The sequence below is a fragment of the Aeromonas sp. Marseille-Q5825 genome (assembly GCF_946892685.1).
Taxonomy (GTDB): domain Bacteria; phylum Pseudomonadota; class Gammaproteobacteria; order Enterobacterales; family Aeromonadaceae; genus Aeromonas; species Aeromonas rivipollensis.
The window spans coordinates 35,206-53,408 of the sequence record NZ_CAMPOU010000005.1 but is presented as its reverse complement, the minus strand read 5'-3'; the positions used below and the strand labels follow the sequence as shown (position 1 = coordinate 53,408).

Sequence of the window (18,203 nt, the reverse complement as noted above, 5' to 3'; positions counted from 1 at the left end):
GTATAATCGCCCCAGCTCGATAACGGGAGAGACAATGATGAACCAAGGCAGCCCTCATATTCTGGTGGTCGACGATCACAGCGAGATCCGCGATCTGCTCAAGCGCTTTCTGGAACAACACGGCATGCGCGTCAGCTGTGCCCGGGATGGCAAGGAGATGAAGCGGCTGCTGGATGAGCGGGAGTTCGATCTGCTGGTGCTGGATCTGATGATGCCGGGGGAAGATGGCCTGACTCTGTGCCGCGAGCTCAGGGTGAAGTCCCGTCTGCCCATCATCATGCTCACCGCCATGGGGGAGGAGACGGACCGCATCATAGGGCTGGAGATGGGGGCCGATGACTACCTCGCCAAGCCGTTCAATCCGCGCGAGCTGCTGGCCCGCATCAAGGCGGTGATGCGCCGCACCCAGGTGGAGAGCCAGCCCGTCCCCGAGACCCTGACCCGGGATCTGCGCTTCGATCGCTGGCTGCTCGACATCAATCGCCGCGAGCTGGTGGACGAGGAGGGGGTGGGGATGAGCCTCTCCACCGCCGAGTTCGATCTGCTCAAGGTGTTTCTGGAGCGGCCCCAGCGGGTGCTGAGCCGGGATCAGTTGCTGGATCTGGCCCGTGGCCGGGAGGCGGTCGCCTTCGATCGCGCCATCGATACGCTGGTGAGCCGGCTGCGCCGCAAGCTGGAGCGGGATCCCAAGAATCCCGAGCTCATCAAGACCATCTGGGGCGGCGGTTACCTGTTCGCCGCCGACGTGACCCAGGAGTGAGGCCGGCATGATCAAGGGCTTCTTCGCCAGGCTGCTGCCCAAGGGGCTGACCGGCCAGATAGTGCTGGTGGCCCTGGCGGGACTGGTGTTGATCCAGCTGCTCAGCATCCAGATCTACCGTTCGGATCGGGAGGAGGCGCTCGGCTACGTCAACAGCCGCAACGCCATGCAGCGGATCATCTCTGTGGTGCGCCTGCTCTCCCTCTCCCCCCCTTCCCTCTATCACGAGATCCTCAAGGCGAGCCGCAGCGAGACCCTGCTGCTGCGTCTGGCCGACGAGCCGCTGCAACCGGACAACCGCAGCCCCCGCTTCGAGAAGCTGGTGCGGGCCAAGCTCGGGTATCCGTCGTCCCTGTCGGTGGAGATCAGCGCCGAGCTGAAGCAGGACATACAGCGCAGCCGGGCCTGGCAGCACCATAACCGCATGATGAAGGATCGCAACGGCATGCCGCCGCCCCAGGACATGCGGCTCTATGGCTCCATCCAGCTGCCCAACGGGGGCTGGCTGCAGTTCAGCTCCCTGGTGGACAAGGAGGCGGTGAGCTGGTCCTGGCAGACCACCCTCAACCTGCTGCTGGTGGCGAGCCTGGTGATAGGCCTGATGATCTGGTTGTTCCGCCGGGCGACCCTGCCCCTCAAACAGCTGGCCGCCAACGCCGACAGGCTGGGGCGCGGGGAGGACATAGAGCCCCTGCGCGAGGAGGGGCCCACCGAGATCCGCGAGTCCATCCAGGCCTTCAACCGCATGCACACCCGGCTCGATCGCTTCGTGCAGGACAGGACCCGGATGCTGGCCGCCATCTCCCATGACCTGCGTACCCCCATCACCAGCCTGCGGCTGCGCAGCGAGTTTCTGGCAGACGGCGAGGACAAGGAGCGATTCCAGCAGACCCTGCAACAGATGGAGCAGATGCTGGCGGCGACTCTGAGCTTCGCCCGGGAGGAGGGGCAGCAGGAGGCGACCCGGGAGCTGGATCTGGTCAGCCTGCTGGAGAGCCTGTGCGATGACTATGCGGATACCGGTCAACCCGTCATCTGCCTGGCACAGGGCAAGCAGGTCTATGCCTGCCGCGCCAATACCCTGCGCCGGGTGCTGCAAAACCTCATCGGCAACGCCATCAAGTATGCGGGCGGGGCCGAGGTGTCCCTGGAGCGAACCGAATCCGAGCTGCTGATCCTGGTCTGCGATCGGGGGCCTGGCATAGCCGAGGGCCAGCTGGAGGAGGTGTTCAAACCCTTCGTGCGTCTCGACGAGGCCCGCAATACGGAGTCGGGCAGCGTGGGGCTGGGGCTCGCCATCGCCCGCACCCTGGTGCATCAGCACGGCGGCGAGCTGACCCTGCACAACCGTGCCGAGGGCGGCCTGGAGGCCAGGATCAGCCTGCCGCGCTGACAGTTCCTATTCCGTCGCCCATGAAAAGGCCCGCACTCGGCGGGCCTTTTGCGTCTCTCGCACCCGAGAGGATCAGAACTGGTAGGTCAGCCCCAGGTTGTAGCGGCGTCCATCCAGCACTGTACCATAGCTGGCGTAATCCACCCTCTTGTCCAGCAGGTTGTAGATGCCGGCGGTGACGCTCAGCGCCTGATTGGCCTTGTAGACCAGGCCGGTGTCGAAGAAGGTGTAGGAGGGGGTGCCCTCGGCCATCTTGACCCGGCTCAGGTAGTCCGAGGTCTTGCTGCGGAAGTTGACCCTGGACCAGAGGCCGACCGCCTCGCTGGTCTGCCAGTCGACCGTGGTGTTGAACATGTGGCGCGGCATCTGGTTCAGTGCTAGGCCCGCCATGGGGCCGCTCTTCTGCTCGGACTGGGTGAAGGTGTAGCTGGAAGCCAGGGACCACTGCTGGTTGATGGCCCAGTTGGCCGTGCCTTCCACCCCGCGCATGTTGGCCTCGTCGACGTTGATGCGATCGCTGATGAAGTCATAGCTGTGACCGTTCAGGGTGCAGGCGGGATCCTGCTTGCTGGTGCAGCGACGGGTCTCGGCAATCTTGTCCTTGAAGTCGGTATTGAACAGGGTCAGCCCGGCGTTGAGCCCCTGTCTGCCATCCCACAGCAGGGCGATTTCCTCACTGACGCTCTTCTCCGGCTGGAGGGCCGGGCTGCCGACCAGCATGCCATCCTGAGTGCCGCCGCCGGTGGCCTGACCCCAGTTGGCCGCTGACATGCGCAGATCGGGGGAGCGGTAGCCGGTGGAGACGCCGCCCTTCAGGGTCCAGAACTCGGCGGGGTGCCAGACCCCGTAGAGACGCGGGCTCCAGTGGCTGCCGTAGTTCTGATCCCTGTCCATGCGCACGCCGCCGGTGAGGGCGAAGCTGTCGGTCAGGGCCCACTCGTCCTCCACGAACAGGGCCCAGCTCCAGCGGGTCAGCTGGTCGGCGCGGTTGGCCACATTCAGCTGGTTGCCTTGATCCTGCAGATCCTCGTAGCGGTACTGGCCGCCGACGCTGAGGTAGTGATCCCCCAGGATGATCTGGGTATGGGTGTCGGCTATGGTGTTGATCATCTTCATCTGCCGACCCGGGTTGGTACTCTCTTCCCGTTGCAGATAGCTGGTGGAGGAGCCGAAGTCGTAGCGACCGTCGTGGGTGATGGCGTAGTTGGTGCGCTCGTAGGTGCTCTGGTTGGGTTTGGCCTTGGCCGAAATGGACTCACCCGGCGTGCGATCCCTGTCCTGCAGGCCGCGGCTCACCTCGAAGTCGACGCTGTTGTGCTCGTCCGGGGTCAGGCTGAACACGGCGGTGCCGCTGCGCATCTCCTGCTCGGCGAAGCCATTCTCGAACTGATCTTCGCCGCGATAGGAGAGTTGGCCGTTCAGGCGCATCCCCAGCAGCCCGTCCACCAGGGCGCCGGCGGTGTAGGCATCGCTCTGGAAGAGATCACCTGAGGCTTTGTTCTCCTGGAAGGTGCTGTCGGCATGCACCGACCCCTGCCATGCCGTCATGCTGGTGCTCTTGCGGGTGATGACGTTGATGACGCCCCCCATGGCGTCCGAGCCGTAGCGGGAGGACATGGGGCCACGCACCACCTCGATCCGCTCTATGGCTTGCAGCGGCGGCAACCAGCCCTGCTCTATGCCGGGGCCGTCGCTGTTGGGACGGGTGCCACGGCTGTCGACCCGCTTGCCGTCCACCAGCATCAGTGTGTACTTGGCTCCCATGCCGCGGATGCTGATGTCGCTGCTGCTGCCACCCCCGGTGATCACCACTCCGGGGACGTCTTTCAGGGCGTCGGTCACGTCACGGTAGGCGCGCTTCTCCAGCTGTTCCCGGGTCACGACCGAGATGGAGGCGGCAGAGTCTTCGATCTTCTGCTGGAAACCCGAGGCGGTGATCACCATGACTTCGTTCTGGCTGGCGTGGGCCTGGCTGGCCAGTGCGGCGACGATCAGGGTGGCGAGAGGGGTAATGGGGATGTTAGTCATGAAAACCTGAACTCCTGGGAAGGAAAGTTTCTCAACCCGCTTTAGTGTCCCGGGATCTTGGTGTCGCACTGGGACGGCGGAGCTGAGCCTCAAATGGATGACATTTGTCGGCAGGCATTCTAGGCAAATAAGAATCAAATGCAATTGATATTGGTTATCATTTGTATTTTGTTCGGTAAGAGGGGGCAGTTTTGGCAGGGGAGAGAGGTAATGATGGGAATTCAGATAACAAAAAACCCGCCGAGGCGGGTTTTTTCAATTCTTGCAGAAGGACTTTTCGATTGACGAAAAGGCTTCCTGGCTTGAATTACAGACCAACTACGTTGGCAGCAGCCGGGCCTTTCTGGCCTTGCTCGATGGTGAACTCAACGCGCTGACCTTCGTCCAGGGTTTTGAAGCTGGTGGACTGGATAGCGGAGAAGTGTACGAACACGTCTTTGCCACCGTCAGCCGGGGAGATGAAGCCAAAACCTTTCTCAGCGTTGAAGAACTTTACGGTACCAGTCATTTTGTTAGACATAATAATTTCCTTGAATAGTGATGTTGAAACGCTACGTGTGTAGCAATCCATGATTTTTCGTCAGCAATACGTATGGGGAGCACTAAAGAAGGAGAATTATTTGGCGAGAATCATCTGGGACAACTCTATGCACAAATCACTGCTTTAAAATGACTGCCTAACATAATCAGGTCTGAACTACCGAACCATCGAAATCGATTAGAACACGCTCACTCCGCCATGGCAATCTTTATCTTGGTATTAATTCCTGCCAGGCGAGGAGGTGGTAGCGTGTTATCTTGATAAAATCGTTTTATACCAGAAGGTTATCTAACAATTTCCGGTATGGAAAAGGGAAGTATGCAGGTCCATGTCCGGGTGGCAGCAAAAGCATCCGGACATGGGAGACAGAAATTATCGCTTGCTGCGGTACTTGTTGCTGACAGAGTCTGCCCAGTTGAAGGTCTCGGGCAGCACCTGATTCTTGGCTCGCTCCTTGGCCTTCTCCCGCGCCAGTGCGGAGGCCGCCTTGGCTGCCTTGGCGCGATCCTCGGCGATTTTCAGGCGCCCTTCCTCACGGATCTTGTTACGTTCCCCATTGGTCAGGGTGTGATCGGCATGGGCCTGGGCCTTCTGCAACAACAGGGTGATCTCGGCTTTTTCGGCCTCGGTAAGATCTTTCATTTCCAGCTTTTTCATGGCGCACTCCTGCGGCAGGTGATGGTTCACCCTAACACACTCCGGGGGCCGACTCTTATGTAATCGTCCTCTTGACCCCAAAAGGGCAAGTTGAGTGCGTTTTCCTGCCGGTTTTCGCCCTGATGCGAGCCGGTTGTGGCGGTTTGTCCCAGATTGTCGGGGCGTGGATGACGAGGTCCATACCCTGTGTGGCGCCGTTGTCCGGCGAGGCTGGATCCCGGTGGAGGCTGGGGGTATGCTGGTGCCAGTGCGATCCTCGATCGTCACTGCTAGCGTACTGTGATCTATGATTCGGATGGCATGCTGGAATCTTGATTCCAACTGTCCTGGTAACATTTTTGGAGTCTGATGATGAGCAACAAAGAACAGCATCACGGCAAAGATGCCAAGAAAAAACCGCAGATGTCACTGAAAGAGAAGCGCGAGGCCAAACGTCAGAAAGCTGATCTGAAAAATGGCGGCGCGATGAAGTAACGCTCCACTACACTGTTGTTCCTCTGGAGCCAGTATCAAGCCAGTCCGTCATGGGCTGGCTTTTATGTTTCTGTCGGATGAGCCAGTGCCATAGTCGGCAAAGATCTGCTCATAGCGGCCATCTTCCTTCATCTTGCTCAACTGGCGATCGAACCACTGCTGCCGCGCCGCCTGGCGAAAGGCGAAGTGGTACCGGGTGGGGGGGAAGAGATCATGCTGTCGGATCCGGTCGGCTTGATAGCGCTCGCCGCCCTCTGCTTGCCCGAGCAGTTGTGCCATGTAGTAGTAGAAAATCCTCTGCTCCAGGATCACGGCATCCGTGCGCCCCAGCAACAACTTCTGAACCTGCCCCTCCTGCCTCGCCACCTCCTCGTAGTGGGGGTTCTGATCGACTATGCCAGCGAACTCTTTTCCCAGGATCTGCCTGGCCCGCTGGAAGGCGCTGACTCGCAGCGTCTGCAGATCCCTCATGCTCTTGAACGCCGTCTTGTCGAGGGTAAAGACCCGGTTGTGAAAGGTGATCACCGCCTGGGAGAGGTGGGCGCGGCTCAGCATGCCGGGTCTGACGTTGATAATGGCATCCAGCTTGCCTTCCTCCAGCATGCGGAAGGTCCGCTCCAGAGGCAGATAGATGAACTCGGGCTCATGATCGCTGCCGGCGAACGCCTCGCGCATGAGATCGAGCTCGATGCCGCGATTCTCGTGCGTGATTACATAAGGAGGGATGGCGAAGCTCACCCCCACTCGCAGCGGCTTGGCGATCAGAGGGGCGGCAAACACCAGCAAGATGAGGCACAGCAGGCGACCAAGGTGATTCATGCAGGTTCTCGGGGAAGTGACTCGTCCCGAGAATAGCCACAAGTCAGGGCGAGGGAGAGGGTAAGGTGTGGATCGTCGCAACAACATGATGAGGGAGGGGATGAATGCGTCAGAAACAGACAAAAAGGCCCTGAGTCATCAGGGCCTAGGTGTCGATTTAGAACGGAAGGGCAGGAACTTTTCAGTGTAAATTCCACTGTGTGTGTGAGTTGGTTGAGTGCAAGGCAAGTAACCACAGCTTCTATCTACTTTGCTATCTAACCCACATGTCCTTAAATCGCAGTAAACGTATCATTAATGCAGTTTGTGTCAATATCTGATGCATTTACGATAAAAAAGTTTACACAACTTTTCGAACGTCTTCCTCTGCTTATAGAGGTCATACTACACCAGTTCTGATGTCTCGGGGCTCTGATGTTGTCATCCTTAGCGACAACTACCCTGCCTTCAAATGCATGTCACCCGATCTCTTTGTCTGCAACCAGGCGCTGGTCGAAGACACCGAGCTGAACCGAATAGCAAGTGAACGCATGAGATAACGTCAGCGACTCGCGGAATGACCTATGACTGTGTGAGTTGGAAAGTAACAGACTGCTGCTTGGAGTTTAACCCCACCGCACAATAGCAGCTGTAATCACCCCACGACATGTATTCACCATCAGGCGTACCTCCAGAATGAAGTCATGGCCTACTGGATTGGTACATGCTATCAGAGCGTGTCGCCCATGGGGTAAAACAGTGATAGTTCAAACAATAGTCAAGTGAAAAGATGAGCCCGCCCATTAGTTCTAATTGAATCTTGACGAAGATCAAAGCCTGCAAACAGAATTATATATTTTTATACAAAAATATTGTAGTAGATCTTTTTCTATTCAGCCTTGCGAGGGATTTGCTAATGCTAGAAGGAAATCAAGACTCCATCGAATTGATAAGGGCCTTGTACCCAAATTTCGAAATAACCGGTGTACCTAAGGCATCTGGTCAAAGGGCTGTATACTTTGGCATTTTTACTGGATGCTCAGATATCGAACCTGAAAATTGTGATAAGTGGGGAGAGGTTGTTCTTAAAATGTCGAGTGTGACATCAAGAACAACCATCTCATACATGGAAAAAGAAGTTGAAGTTCTTAATCAAATCCGAAGTCAATCATTTCCTCGACTATTTTTTCATGAAGCAATCACTCTCCACCCAGAAACTGAGGAGCCACTGAACCCGATTAAGTTCGTGAGTATAGAGCAAAGAATGAATGCTCAGCCATTAACGAATTTAATGAGTTGCTATAATAATGAGTCAGCAGTTATCTCATTTTTAGAAAAGATACTTATTGCAATGGAGTGTTTATGGGGCCATCCACAAAAATTAGTACATAGGGACTTAAAACCAGACAACATTTTAGTTAAAGATGATGGTTCTCTTGTCATTATAGATCTTGGTCTATTACGGCAAGAAGGCTCTGCTGGCGTAACGTATAGCTTCTGTGATTTTGGGCCCTGTACACCTGCCTATGCGAGCCCCGAGCAAGCTAAAAATGCAAAGAGAGATATCTCATTCAAGAGTGATCTATTTTCTATCGGTATTATTTGTTACCAGATGCTAACTGGACAGCACCCATTTATGGTTTCTGATGGCACAAACTATAATGATGAAATATTAGATCGAGTATGCAGGCACACTCCTGATGCGTTACATAAAAAGGGGGTTGATAGAGACTTATCGAATATAATTGAAAAGATGATGAGCAAAGAACCATATCTGAGATATCGTGTTCCAAGTAAAATCACCAATGAATTGAATGCAATTAAGGAGCGGGTATGAGTTTACGATTGTTTCATCAATCAGGGCACTGTGCTAACTGGAATAGAGATTCTTTCGAGAAGGATAAGATAGGTGATGGAATAATTTTTAGTCCAGTTCATGAGACATGTAAAAATGTGTCTGATTACAGTAATAAACTAAAGTCAGCATCATTGTTTGATCCGCAATTTTACTTACCTAGCTCTCAAAAACAAAAGTTACAATCATATAGTTTCTTTCCAAATTCGATTATGGGGGAAAAAGGCTTTTCAACAATTGATTTTATGGCTGTATCTTATGAAGCAGCGAAAAGATGTATTGAGTTTCAGTTGGAAAATGATTTTTTGGAACTCATCATACCAGCAAGATTTTATGAATACTTTGATGACAAGTATATCGATGGTCAATCTCAACAATTTGTACATCCATTTCTTGAGCAGATCAAGAAACAAGATCCACTTGGTAGTAAAAAGGTATTGCTGACTGTTCCCATGACTTCATCAATGGTGAATAGCAATGAGTATCGAAATAAGGTTCTAAACTGGATTACAAGCTACCCTGAAATTGATGGCGTATATATGTTTTGTCAACATGATAGGGGTACAAAGCAAATAAATGACCTGACGTTTTTGACTCAGTACATGGATGTTATTAAGGCATCTTATGATGCAGACTTAGAGGTTCTTGTTGGGTATTCAAATACTGAGTCATTGCTGTATACACTTGCTGGTGAAATCAGTTTAACTATAGGTGCATTCGAGAATACTAGAATGTTTTCTCTAGATAAATTCATCGTCACAGATGGGGATAGAAGAGGGCCAAAAGCTAGGATTTATCTTCCTAAACTGTTGAACTGGATCAACTTTGATGAGGCTAAAATTCTGAAGGATAGATACCCTCATATTTGGAGTAAGATATATACCGCATCAGATGAATCTGATGAGGCATTTGAACTGACAAAAGACCCTGCATTTAATTCGGCAATATTGTATAAGCACTATTTTAAAGCGTTTAGTGACCAAATAGATGAGCTTTCATCCTTGAGCATTCAAGGACGGTATAAAAAGCTGAATGAGTGGATTGATGAAGCTATAGACCTACATGATGAAATCAGTAGCCATGCATTGAGGCTTGATAAACACGGCAATGGGGATCATCTGAGCACTTGGAGCAATGCAATTCGCATATTTGCACAATCCAATGATTTAGTTTAATAAGGATTGAGCAATCATCGCATTCGCTTTCCAGTAGGCGATTTCAGAAAAGTGCGTTTCTTCAACAGGGGAGAAATGCACTAAGTAATCACCTTCTATAGAGATGGTTGCCAATCCAACATTATAACGTTTAAATTCATCAATATTTTTTATTGCAGGGTTTGCATGTTTTTTGTCAAGTACAACCCAACTTTCATTAGCAAAAGTTTTATAACGACTCGCTTGCCAAAGAGCTCGTTTCCAATCCTTTAGCTTTGCTTCTACGGCCTTTATAGTATCTACAATATTTTCAGGCTCTTTTACTTTTACATAAATGCCATTTTCTTTCTGCTTGCAATAACCTGCATCAACAAATTCCTTGATCGCTTTTTTCGATAGTGAGAGAGATGCACCTGAAATTTTAGAAATGTGCTCAGCATCAAAGTTAGTTTTTAAGGGCAATTGTTTAAGCGTGTATGCCCAAGAAGGTGTGATCTGCCCCAAGTTTAAGGCTGCTTTTCTCTTCCTATACTCGAAGATGATTGCATCAGCTATGCCAAAACCACAGTCGAACTCTCTTTCAAAACCAATATTTTTCTTGAATTGCTTTCTCACAAGAGATTGCAAGCTGTTTACAAGAGCAAACTCTGAGTCGAAAGCATCTTGCGAACTATCAATGTTCGCCAATGAAGCTGATTTTATTGTAATTAGTGGACTCATATTCAACTCTTTCTCATTATCATATACAATAAAACATTATAGGGTATTATGTTTAAGTATTCCATATTTTTTTGGTGGCTGCAATGAGCGGAATGAATATTACAACTCACAAGATACTCAAGAAAAATATGTTGGGAACAGATTATTTTATTGGCGACCTACATGGGCAAATTACTTCTTTGAAACGAATTTTGTCTGTTGTGAAATTTAACCCTGATATTGATAGAGTAATTTGCACTGGCGACTTAGTTGACCGTGGAGCATGTTCACTAGAGTGTTTGAGGTTAACTGAGCAAGGTTGGTTTTATTCTGTTGTCGGTAACCATGAAGAGTTCATTCTTGATGAAGATAATTCATCGCCATATAAACGCTCTATTTGGGAAAGGAATGGTGGAAAATGGTGGTTTTCCCTTACGGACGAGGAGCGCCAGGAGTGTAGAGACCTTATTGTGAAAAATTTGAGTTTTACTTTATCAGTAGAGCTTGAAGATTATCATATTGGGGTTATTCACTCTGAGGTTCCAATGAAGACATGGCCGATCTGTGACTCTGTTTTAAATGAATGTCGGCGTGAGATCCTGTGGGGGCGAAGTGTCATTTCATCTGAGGAAGAAAATTCCATCTCAGGAATTGATTATATTATTGCTGGACATACCCCTGTGGACTACCCACGATTTGTAGGGAATCAACTATTTCTAGATACGGGTTCTGGTTACTCTCCAAGTGAACGCATTAACAATCCACATCTCACGGCTTGTAAAATTAGGAAAGGAGAGTTTGAGTTCATACATGCCACTGCATTCACGTGTACAACTTCACAAATTTTTTTAATCTAAAGTGATATCATTATTAAACTACATTTTTTAGTTCATAACTTCCTTTGTGGATAGATAGAGATGGCAAGAATCCTGATGACTCGCGCCCTTGATGACAAAGGTCATATCGTTGATGTCAAAGACGTTGTTAGTGGAAAAGCATGTAATTGCACATGCATCGGTTGCCAGGGAGCTGTCTGGGCAATGAAAGGGCAAGTTAAAGCCCATTATTTTTCTCATGAGCCTAATTCTATCGAACAGAATGCCTGTAGCTGGAAGCCAGAAACAGAAATACATATCTTGGCTAAAGAGGTTTTAGCAACGGATAGGCAGTTGTTACTGCCTATTGGAACTATAAACCCCATACATAAAAACATAGTCTTTGATGAGATGGTATGTGAGGTTTATGAGGGCAGAGTTATACCTGATGTAATTGGGTTCATCGAGGGAGAGAAGGTTCTCATCGAAGTTGCAGTTACGCACTTTTGTGATAGATGGAAAATTAAAGAACTAAAGAGGGTGAATGCAACCTGCGTTGAACTTGACCTGAGTGGATTTCGTGTGAAAGGAGAGATAATCTCAAAAGAAGAGATCAGAGATTATTTAAAAAAATGCCCAAAAAAATGGATATCAGTAGCCCCTGTTGGCTACTTCTCCGAAATGATATACCCCCATAATAGACAACAGTTATTATCTTTACAGCATCAGTATTCATCTTTGAGTTCAAAGCATCATGCAGAGGTTAAAAGACTTAATGTAGAATACAATGCGATAAAAAATACGAGAGAATCAGAACTAAGCGATATGCAAAAAGTGATTCAGCAGGCTCGGTATGCAGAAAGTAATGCAAACACAATTCTTAAACAGTGGGATAGAATAAGGATTGATAAAGAGTCGTCCATTTTAGAGGCACAGGAAAGAATGATCCTATTGGAAGATCAATACAGAAGCTTTGAAATGGAATTAAAAGACCGTCTCTATCATATACAAGATGAAATTGATAAAAAGCAAGACTTACTAACCGCACTTCTCAATTTAGATGAACTTAAGGCAGAGTTTTATTCACAGGTTGACGATATAAATAGAACAATTAGAGACAAAGAAGCTCGGTTTGATGCCGGAGAGGTTGAAATACGTAGCCGTTCAGTCTCCTTAGATCTGATACAGAAAAATTTAAATGATAGTCTCATTTCAATACAAGAACGAGAGGATGCTCTAACAGAAAGATACAAAAACTTGGCCAACATCGTTGATGTTAAATCAAGAGAACAGGCTCAAGTAATGCTTTCACAGTGGCTAAAAGAAAAATCAAATGAGATAAAAACGCTAGAGGAAAAAGAAAGGAAGGCAATTAAAGCCATAGATGATTTAAGACGAAAATATGGCTCTTTTATTAAAATACCATGATTTGCATATACAGATTGTACATATCCATTTCTCACCTGAGAACCGCCTCCTATTCAACCATCAACTGACAGCACTGCCAGGTATTTTTTGACCTCAAGAGCATCAGTCCGCTTGAACAGTAGCGACCTATATCAACCACACATATTTGACACTCTGCACAAAACAGAAAAAATTCAGTCATTTACACCATTGATTATAGCCTTCTGAGAGCGTTATAACTGAACGTAGTTGGGTGGAAGTCCCCATGTGGGTATCTCTGCACTGCTGCATGCTAGCGCTGAGAGGAGCTCGGTCTCGCCCGCCGTGTACAGTAACAAGGTGAACAATCATGTCTTCACAACAGCCAACAGAAGACCGTTCCTCCTCCACGACAACACTGGAGCAATTCTCTCTGGTATTGGGTGGTCCACTTTACCAATTGTTAAATCGCGCTCATCTTGGCGATGTAACATCCCATCTCCGACTAAGGATTTTGGTGCTTAGTGGGCTGTGCTGGATCCCACTTCTGCTGCTCTGCACCTGGGAAGGCACCTTGCTTAGTGGGGTTGCTGTTCCTTTCTTACTGGACATTGAATCCCAGACCCGTTTTCTGATTAGTGTCCCGCTCTTGGTTTTTGCAGAGCTGATCGTACACCAGCGTATACGTAGCATCGTCGCCCAGTTTCTGGAACGCCGCCTTGTTCCAGAGCCAAATCTTGCTGATTTTCACCGTGTAATAAGCAATGCGATGGCGTGGCGTAACTCTGTGGCTGCTGAATTAATCCTGCTGTTACTTGTATTCTCTAGTGGCTATTTCGTTCGCACCAGCACCTTTGTGATGGAAGCATCAACCTGGTACATCACTCTAAGTGATGGTAAGGAGCATCTATCTTTCGCTGGTATCTGGTTTTTCTGGATTAGCATCCCTATCACCCAGTTTCTTATGCTGCGCTGGTTCTACCGCATATTCATCTGGGGTCGCCTACTGTGGCAACTGTCACGCATTCCCCTTGAGCTCATCCCAACACATCCAGACCGTAATGCTGGACTCGGTTTTCTAGGGACATCAGCTTATGCCTACTCCCCGCTGCTGATGGTCTTTGGCGTACAACTAGCGGGTTATATCTTAAATCGCATTCTGCATGATGGTGCCGTGCTCACGGCCTATAAACCGGAGATTGCTCTGATTGTGGTGTTTGGTTTAGTGCTCGTGCTTGCTCCACTTACTGTTTTTGCCACCCAGATCATGCAAGCCAAGCGACAAGGGCTACGTGAATACGGTGTTTTGGCCGCTGAATATACCCGAGATTTTGAGCATCGATGGTTGCATAGTAATAGTCGAGACAATGAGACACTATTGGGTTCTGCCGATATTCAGTCTCTGGCAGATCTAGGTAATGCTTATGCGGTGATAAAAGAAATTCGTCCACTTCCATTTAGTCGCGATATGATCATGCAGCTTATCACGGCGACGTTGATACCCTTTATACCTCTTCTCTTTACCTTGTTCTCGTTCGAAGTAATTCTCGACAGAGTAATAGGAATCATTCTCTAAAGTGCACTACTCATGTCACCATAAGCACAAACAGGGCCTCATATCTTGCAGTCTTAATTTTATCACGAATAGTTATTATTTAGTTGTACAGGCTTGCCGCTCATAAGCTTCATGACGGCACACCAAAAATGGTAAAAGCGTCACACTATACTGGTCTGTTACGCTCTACACTGTAATTATTCATTCAATTAAAGTTAGCCTGTATGGTTTTTATGTCGTCAAGTGGCAAATAAAACACAGAGTTTGCGTTTTAGCTGAAAATCAGCTTTGAATGGCGTGCATGGAGCATGCAATATGAAAAATTATGGATATCTCTTTTTCTTTGGCATAGCAGCCTCTACATGGGCTGTTGATAGCCCCGCGACCTCGGATAGCAAGTCTGCGACTGAATTAGCAAAGAAGCTCGCAAATCCTGTGGCTTCACTGATCAGCGTCCCAATTCAGTACAACGATGACGAGCTAGGCGGTTCAAACTCTGGTGCAGCTGTTAGTCGGCTGTTCATTCAACCCGTAATCCCATTCTCACTCACTGAGGATTGGAACCTGATCACAAGGACGATCATTCAAGGTGTCGAACAACATGGCTTTAAATCAGACATTTTAAACGAGTCAGGTACAGGTGATAGCACTGCAAGCCAATTTTTCTCTCCTAAAGAACCTACTGACGGAGGCTTGATATGGGGCGTAGGCCCAGTTGAGCTGCTGCCCACTGCGAGTGAAAGCGTCCTTGGTACAGAGAAATGGGGTTTAGGACCAACGGGTGTGGTGCTCAAGCAGTCTGGGCCCTGGACTGCTGGACTGCTAGCTAGCCAAATTTGGTCTGTGGCTGGCGATAATGATAGAGACGATTTGAATGTCTTATCATTACAACCTTTTTTTAGTTATACAACTGAGACACATACAACCATCGGTATGTATACGGAATCAACCTATGACTGGCATGCAAGTCAGTGGTCAGTGCCTGTGATCGTACAAGCTGGGCAGATTTTTAAAATAGGATCTCAGATCATGCAATTTGCTATTGCAGGCAAATATTGGGCTGAGTCACCAGAAAATGGATATGAGGGTTGGGGCATTAGAGGACAGCTAACCCTGTTATTTCCTAAGTAGTAACGGATTTACCGTTTAGGACTATTGTGTTGTGACTATTGAAAGGTGTATTTAAAGCAATCGACATTAAGAAGGACTCTAATCATGTCGAAACAGGTAAGTGGAATACTAACCAAGAGAAGTAAAATAAGTCTATTGATTGGTTCATTTTTTTTACTTTCAGCATATGCAGGTGTTGATGCAGTCGCAGCTGAAACAGATGTTAAAAGACCAAACATTGTAGTCATTTTAGGTGATGATCTCGGTTTTTCCGATCTTGGTTCATTTGGGAGTGAAATCAATACTCCCAATTTTGATGCTTTGGCAAATGAAGGTGTTCGATTCACTAATTTTTATACAAATCCAAGCAGCTCTCCTACTCGCTCCACAATGCTCACAGGTATAGACACACATCTTAATGGTCTGGGCAATATGGATGAATGGACAGCTCCGAATCAGAAAGGAGTGCCTGGATACGAGGGATATCTAAGCAAGCAACTCGTCACGCTTCCACAGTTGCTCAAAGATGCCGGATATCACACCTACATGGTTGGTAAGTGGCACTTAGGGAAAACCCCGGATCTCATCCCTGCGGCCAGAGGTTTCGAGCGTGATTTCTCGCTATTAGATGGAGCTGGTAGTTATTGGGATATGACTAATTTTACAGCAGCTTCATCCAAGTCAGTGTTTACTGAGGATGGTAAATACCTTAAAGAGTTGCCGGATGATTACTATGCAACGAAAACATATACAGATAAATTGATTGAGTTTATTGACTCAAATAAGGATAGTAATAAACCATTCTTTGCATATGTTTCACATCAAGCCCCTCATGACCCGTATCACCTTCCAAAGGACTGGCGAAATCGTCATGTCGGTGAATACGATAAAGGGTGGGATGCCGTTCGAGAGCAACGCCTCAATAAACAGATAGAACTTGGTGTTATGCCAGCAGAAACGAATCTTGCCGAGAGAATGTGGTTCGTCCCAGACCCCATAGTTTTAGCTCCGGCAAGTCGAGCTCTGCTAGGTAAAAAAATGGAGCTCTATGCAGGGCTAGTCGAAAACCTCGATCATCATACTGGACGGCTGATACAGCATCTCAAGGATATCGGTGAATATGAGAATACAATATTCATTGTCTTTGGAGACAATGGTGCCGAGGGGACTGATCTATTTGAACAGATTGCTGGAACTCCAGGGACGCGAGATTTCTTGCATGCGGCAATAAACTGGTCACAGACTCATCCCAATTCATGGGGAGACCCTGGCTCATATGTGGCTTATGGGTCAATGTGGGCTCAGGTATCGATGACACCATTTAGTCAATATAAGGGATGGGTCGCGGAAGGCGGTATTCATAATGCATTGATCGTTAAGGGGCCAGTAGTTAAACGGCAGAATGGCAGCATCAATAATGGAATAATGCACGTAGCTGATGTGATGCCAACCTTGCTGGAGGTTGCTGGTGCTAAATATCCAGACTCATATCAAGGCCATCAACTGCCACCCTTAGCTGGAAAATCATGGCTGCCAACCTTGGCAGGAAAAGCTGAATCACCTCGAACAGCGCAGGATTATATTGCCTGGGAAGTATTTGGCAATCGAGCATTACGGCAAGGAGACTGGAAAATTCGTTGGCAATTTAAGCCATTTGGCAAAGGCGAATGGGAGCTGTTCAATTTAGCTAATGATCCTGCTGAGCGCATAGATCTGACATCTAAGGAGCCAGCAAAGCTCAATGAGATGCTAAAACTTTGGGATCATTATGTGAAGGAAAATAATGTCATCATTCCAAGCAGATCCCCATTCGAAACATTGGATGATGTGCTTCCAATGCGAACCCCAGTAGAGGCGGGTTACCCACCATTGCTCTATAAGAAGCAGTTTGTTCCCCCTCCTGAGATGGTGGAGAAACAAGATAAATAAACATGACAGCATTCATCAGAAATGTGTGAATGTAAAATATACAGTGGTGGAAGGATATTATGAAAAGAAAACATCTGTCTAACTTGATTATGAGTGCAATGTTTACCACCTTCATGGCTGTGCCTGCCATGTCATATGCACAGGAGGTTCCTGCTCGTTTTTACCTTAAAAGCCTTGCAGGTGGTAATGCTGTGCCTGTTATTTATAAAAACATTTCAGGTAATACCAATCCATTCGACCTCTCCCATACAGTAACTCCAGGAGCCAGTTTTGAAGCATCGATGTTGCTTACTGGCTATGCCAAAACACTCTCAATCATGGATCGCTCTGCTTTAGTTGCGTTTATTGTGCCTATGGGCAGAATATCAGGTGATGTCAATATTGGAGGGAACACGATCCACCAATCCGCTAAAGGGTTTGGTGATCCGATGATTGAATTTGATGTCAATCTGATCGGGCCTAAAGCCCAGACAGATCTTCCTGCTGCTCTACGTTATGAACCAGGATTCTCGATGGATGTTTTGGTCGATCTGGCATTGCCCATTGGTGAGTATGATAGCGATAAGCCTCTGAACTTGGGACAAAATCGCTGGTATGGCCGTATCGGCTTTCCCTTGACTTGGCAAATTGGCTCTTGGGTTCCTGGCGAAAGAACTACGTTCGAATTGCTCCCTGCGGCTTGGGTCTTTGGCAAAAATGATGACTTCATGGGTAAATCACTGGAAACAGATCCCATGTATAGGCTCGATGCTCATCTTACTCGTGATTTTAATGAGCGCTTGTGGGGCTCGTTCGATCTTTCTTTGTACAATGGAGCAAAGGCATCAATTGATGGTGTTGATGGCGACAAAATGAGTAGTACCGCAGTCGGGTTGACGCTTGGTTATAACATTGATGACAATATGAGCCTGACTGTCGGCTATATGTCAACAATCAATGACGATGCACCAGCCGAAATGAGTATGGATAGTTTCATGATATCCTTTATTTATGGTTGGCACCCATTAATTGAAGGCTCAAAAAGACTTAATCATGGAAAGTAATTCCAT

General features: G+C 48.5%; 16 protein-coding genes. 11 read left to right on the top strand and 5 right to left on the bottom strand.

Features of this window, described 5'->3' with window-relative positions; translation table 11 throughout:
* The first annotated feature begins 37 nt into the window (after positions 1 to 37).
* Both OC537_RS14650 and OC537_RS14645 read left to right on the top strand, forming a co-directional pair.
* On the top strand, positions 38 to 760 hold the full coding sequence (locus OC537_RS14650; protein ID WP_234570127.1) for a response regulator: 723 nt from the start codon (positions 38 to 40) through the stop codon (positions 758 to 760).
* Between the two features lie 7 nt (positions 761 to 767).
* Entirely contained in the window at positions 768 to 2,153 is a 1,386-nt protein-coding gene (locus OC537_RS14645; RefSeq protein ID WP_041204391.1) for an ATP-binding protein, read from the top strand.
* A 72-nt stretch (positions 2,154 to 2,225) separates the two neighbouring features.
* On the opposite strand, the gene OC537_RS14640 is transcribed toward OC537_RS14645, so the two are convergent.
* The 3 genes from OC537_RS14640 to yjbD form a co-directional block, all read right to left on the bottom strand.
* A complete protein-coding gene (locus OC537_RS14640; RefSeq protein WP_262112324.1) occupies positions 2,226 to 4,181 on the bottom strand; it encodes a ligand-gated channel protein in 1,956 nt (651 codons plus the stop codon).
* Between the two features lie 307 nt (positions 4,182 to 4,488).
* A complete protein-coding gene (gene cspA, locus OC537_RS14635; protein WP_025328559.1) occupies positions 4,489 to 4,701 on the bottom strand; it encodes an RNA chaperone/antiterminator CspA in 213 nt (70 codons plus the stop codon).
* Between the two features lie 393 nt (positions 4,702 to 5,094).
* Positions 5,095 to 5,379 carry a DUF3811 domain-containing protein gene (gene yjbD, locus OC537_RS14630; RefSeq protein WP_162519186.1) on the bottom strand — a complete coding sequence of 95 codons (285 nt, stop codon included), beginning with the start codon at positions 5,377 to 5,379 and terminating at the stop codon, positions 5,095 to 5,097.
* Between the two features lie 351 nt (positions 5,380 to 5,730).
* Between yjbD and OC537_RS14625 the strand changes: the two genes are divergently transcribed.
* Positions 5,731 to 5,853, top strand: a complete 123-nt coding sequence (locus OC537_RS14625) for a hypothetical protein (protein ID WP_080675244.1) — start codon at positions 5,731 to 5,733, stop codon at positions 5,851 to 5,853.
* Positions 5,854 to 5,901: 48 nt separating this feature from the next.
* Here the strand turns inward: OC537_RS14625 and OC537_RS14620 are convergent, their stop codons facing one another.
* A complete protein-coding gene (locus tag OC537_RS14620; RefSeq protein WP_262112319.1) occupies positions 5,902 to 6,672 on the bottom strand; it encodes a substrate-binding periplasmic protein in 771 nt (256 codons plus the stop codon).
* An 895-nt stretch (positions 6,673 to 7,567) separates the two neighbouring features.
* On the opposite strand from OC537_RS14620, the gene OC537_RS14615 reads away from it, so the two are divergent.
* Positions 7,568 to 8,488 carry a serine/threonine-protein kinase gene (locus OC537_RS14615; protein ID WP_262112317.1) on the top strand — a complete coding sequence of 307 codons (921 nt, stop codon included), beginning with the start codon at positions 7,568 to 7,570 and terminating at the stop codon, positions 8,486 to 8,488.
* A complete protein-coding gene (locus OC537_RS14610; RefSeq protein ID WP_262112315.1) occupies positions 8,485 to 9,681 on the top strand; it encodes a hypothetical protein in 1,197 nt (398 codons plus the stop codon). Before OC537_RS14615 ends, OC537_RS14610 begins: the two co-directional genes overlap by 4 nt.
* Here OC537_RS14610 and OC537_RS14605 read toward each other — a convergent pair.
* Positions 9,673 to 10,380: a hypothetical protein gene (locus OC537_RS14605; protein WP_262112312.1), complete on the bottom strand. Its 708-nt coding sequence runs from the start codon at positions 10,378 to 10,380 to the stop codon at positions 9,673 to 9,675. The genes OC537_RS14610 and OC537_RS14605 overlap by 9 nt on opposite strands.
* 92 nt (positions 10,381 to 10,472) lie before the next feature.
* Here OC537_RS14605 and OC537_RS14600 point away from each other — a divergent pair, with 92 nt between their 5' ends.
* From OC537_RS14600 to OC537_RS14575, 6 genes are all read left to right on the top strand, one after another.
* Positions 10,473 to 11,216, top strand: coding sequence for a metallophosphoesterase (locus tag OC537_RS14600; protein ID WP_262112310.1), 744 nt, complete (start codon positions 10,473 to 10,475; stop codon positions 11,214 to 11,216).
* A 60-nt stretch (positions 11,217 to 11,276) separates the two neighbouring features.
* Positions 11,277 to 12,602 carry a hypothetical protein gene (locus tag OC537_RS14595; protein ID WP_262112308.1) on the top strand — a complete coding sequence of 442 codons (1,326 nt, stop codon included), beginning with the start codon at positions 11,277 to 11,279 and terminating at the stop codon, positions 12,600 to 12,602.
* A gap of 328 nt (positions 12,603 to 12,930) precedes the next feature.
* On the top strand, positions 12,931 to 14,136 hold the full coding sequence (locus OC537_RS14590) for a hypothetical protein (protein WP_262112306.1): 1,206 nt from the start codon (positions 12,931 to 12,933) through the stop codon (positions 14,134 to 14,136).
* Positions 14,137 to 14,430: 294 nt separating this feature from the next.
* Positions 14,431 to 15,246, top strand: a complete 816-nt coding sequence (locus OC537_RS14585) for a hypothetical protein (RefSeq protein ID WP_262112303.1) — start codon at positions 14,431 to 14,433, stop codon at positions 15,244 to 15,246.
* A gap of 84 nt (positions 15,247 to 15,330) precedes the next feature.
* Positions 15,331 to 17,154, top strand: a complete 1,824-nt coding sequence (locus tag OC537_RS14580) for an arylsulfatase (RefSeq protein ID WP_262112300.1) — start codon at positions 15,331 to 15,333, stop codon at positions 17,152 to 17,154.
* Between the two features lie 59 nt (positions 17,155 to 17,213).
* The gene (locus tag OC537_RS14575; RefSeq protein WP_262112298.1) at positions 17,214 to 18,197 is read left to right on the top strand and encodes a transporter; all 984 of its coding nucleotides are present in this window, start codon (positions 17,214 to 17,216) and stop codon (positions 18,195 to 18,197) included.
* The last annotated feature ends 6 nt before the right edge of the window (positions 18,198 to 18,203 follow it).

Excerpts from the sequence above, each read along its gene's own strand:
- OC537_RS14615 (WP_262112317.1), top strand. The coding sequence starts at position 7,568 with ATGCTAGAAGGAAATCAAGACTCCATCGAATTGATAAGGGCCTTGTAC.
- OC537_RS14590 (WP_262112306.1), top strand. The coding sequence starts at position 12,931 with ATGTCTTCACAACAGCCAACAGAAGACCGTTCCTCCTCCACGACAACA.
- OC537_RS14600 (WP_262112310.1), top strand. The coding sequence starts at position 10,473 with ATGAATATTACAACTCACAAGATACTCAAGAAAAATATGTTGGGAACA.
- yjbD (WP_162519186.1), bottom strand. The coding sequence starts at position 5,379 with ATGAAAAAGCTGGAAATGAAAGATCTTACCGAGGCCGAAAAAGCCGAG.
- OC537_RS14640 (WP_262112324.1), bottom strand. The coding sequence starts at position 4,181 with ATGACTAACATCCCCATTACCCCTCTCGCCACCCTGATCGTCGCCGCA.
- OC537_RS14620 (WP_262112319.1), bottom strand. The coding sequence starts at position 6,672 with ATGAATCACCTTGGTCGCCTGCTGTGCCTCATCTTGCTGGTGTTTGCC.
- cspA (WP_025328559.1), bottom strand. The coding sequence starts at position 4,701 with ATGTCTAACAAAATGACTGGTACCGTAAAGTTCTTCAACGCTGAGAAA.
- OC537_RS14625 (WP_080675244.1), top strand. The coding sequence starts at position 5,731 with ATGAGCAACAAAGAACAGCATCACGGCAAAGATGCCAAGAAAAAACCG.
- OC537_RS14585 (WP_262112303.1), top strand. The coding sequence starts at position 14,431 with ATGAAAAATTATGGATATCTCTTTTTCTTTGGCATAGCAGCCTCTACA.
- OC537_RS14575 (WP_262112298.1), top strand. The coding sequence starts at position 17,214 with ATGAAAAGAAAACATCTGTCTAACTTGATTATGAGTGCAATGTTTACC.
- OC537_RS14610 (WP_262112315.1), top strand. The coding sequence starts at position 8,485 with ATGAGTTTACGATTGTTTCATCAATCAGGGCACTGTGCTAACTGGAAT.
- OC537_RS14580 (WP_262112300.1), top strand. The coding sequence starts at position 15,331 with ATGTCGAAACAGGTAAGTGGAATACTAACCAAGAGAAGTAAAATAAGT.
- OC537_RS14650 (WP_234570127.1), top strand. The coding sequence starts at position 38 with ATGAACCAAGGCAGCCCTCATATTCTGGTGGTCGACGATCACAGCGAG.
- OC537_RS14595 (WP_262112308.1), top strand. The coding sequence starts at position 11,277 with ATGGCAAGAATCCTGATGACTCGCGCCCTTGATGACAAAGGTCATATC.
- OC537_RS14645 (WP_041204391.1), top strand. The coding sequence starts at position 768 with ATGATCAAGGGCTTCTTCGCCAGGCTGCTGCCCAAGGGGCTGACCGGC.
- OC537_RS14605 (WP_262112312.1), bottom strand. The coding sequence starts at position 10,380 with ATGAGTCCACTAATTACAATAAAATCAGCTTCATTGGCGAACATTGAT.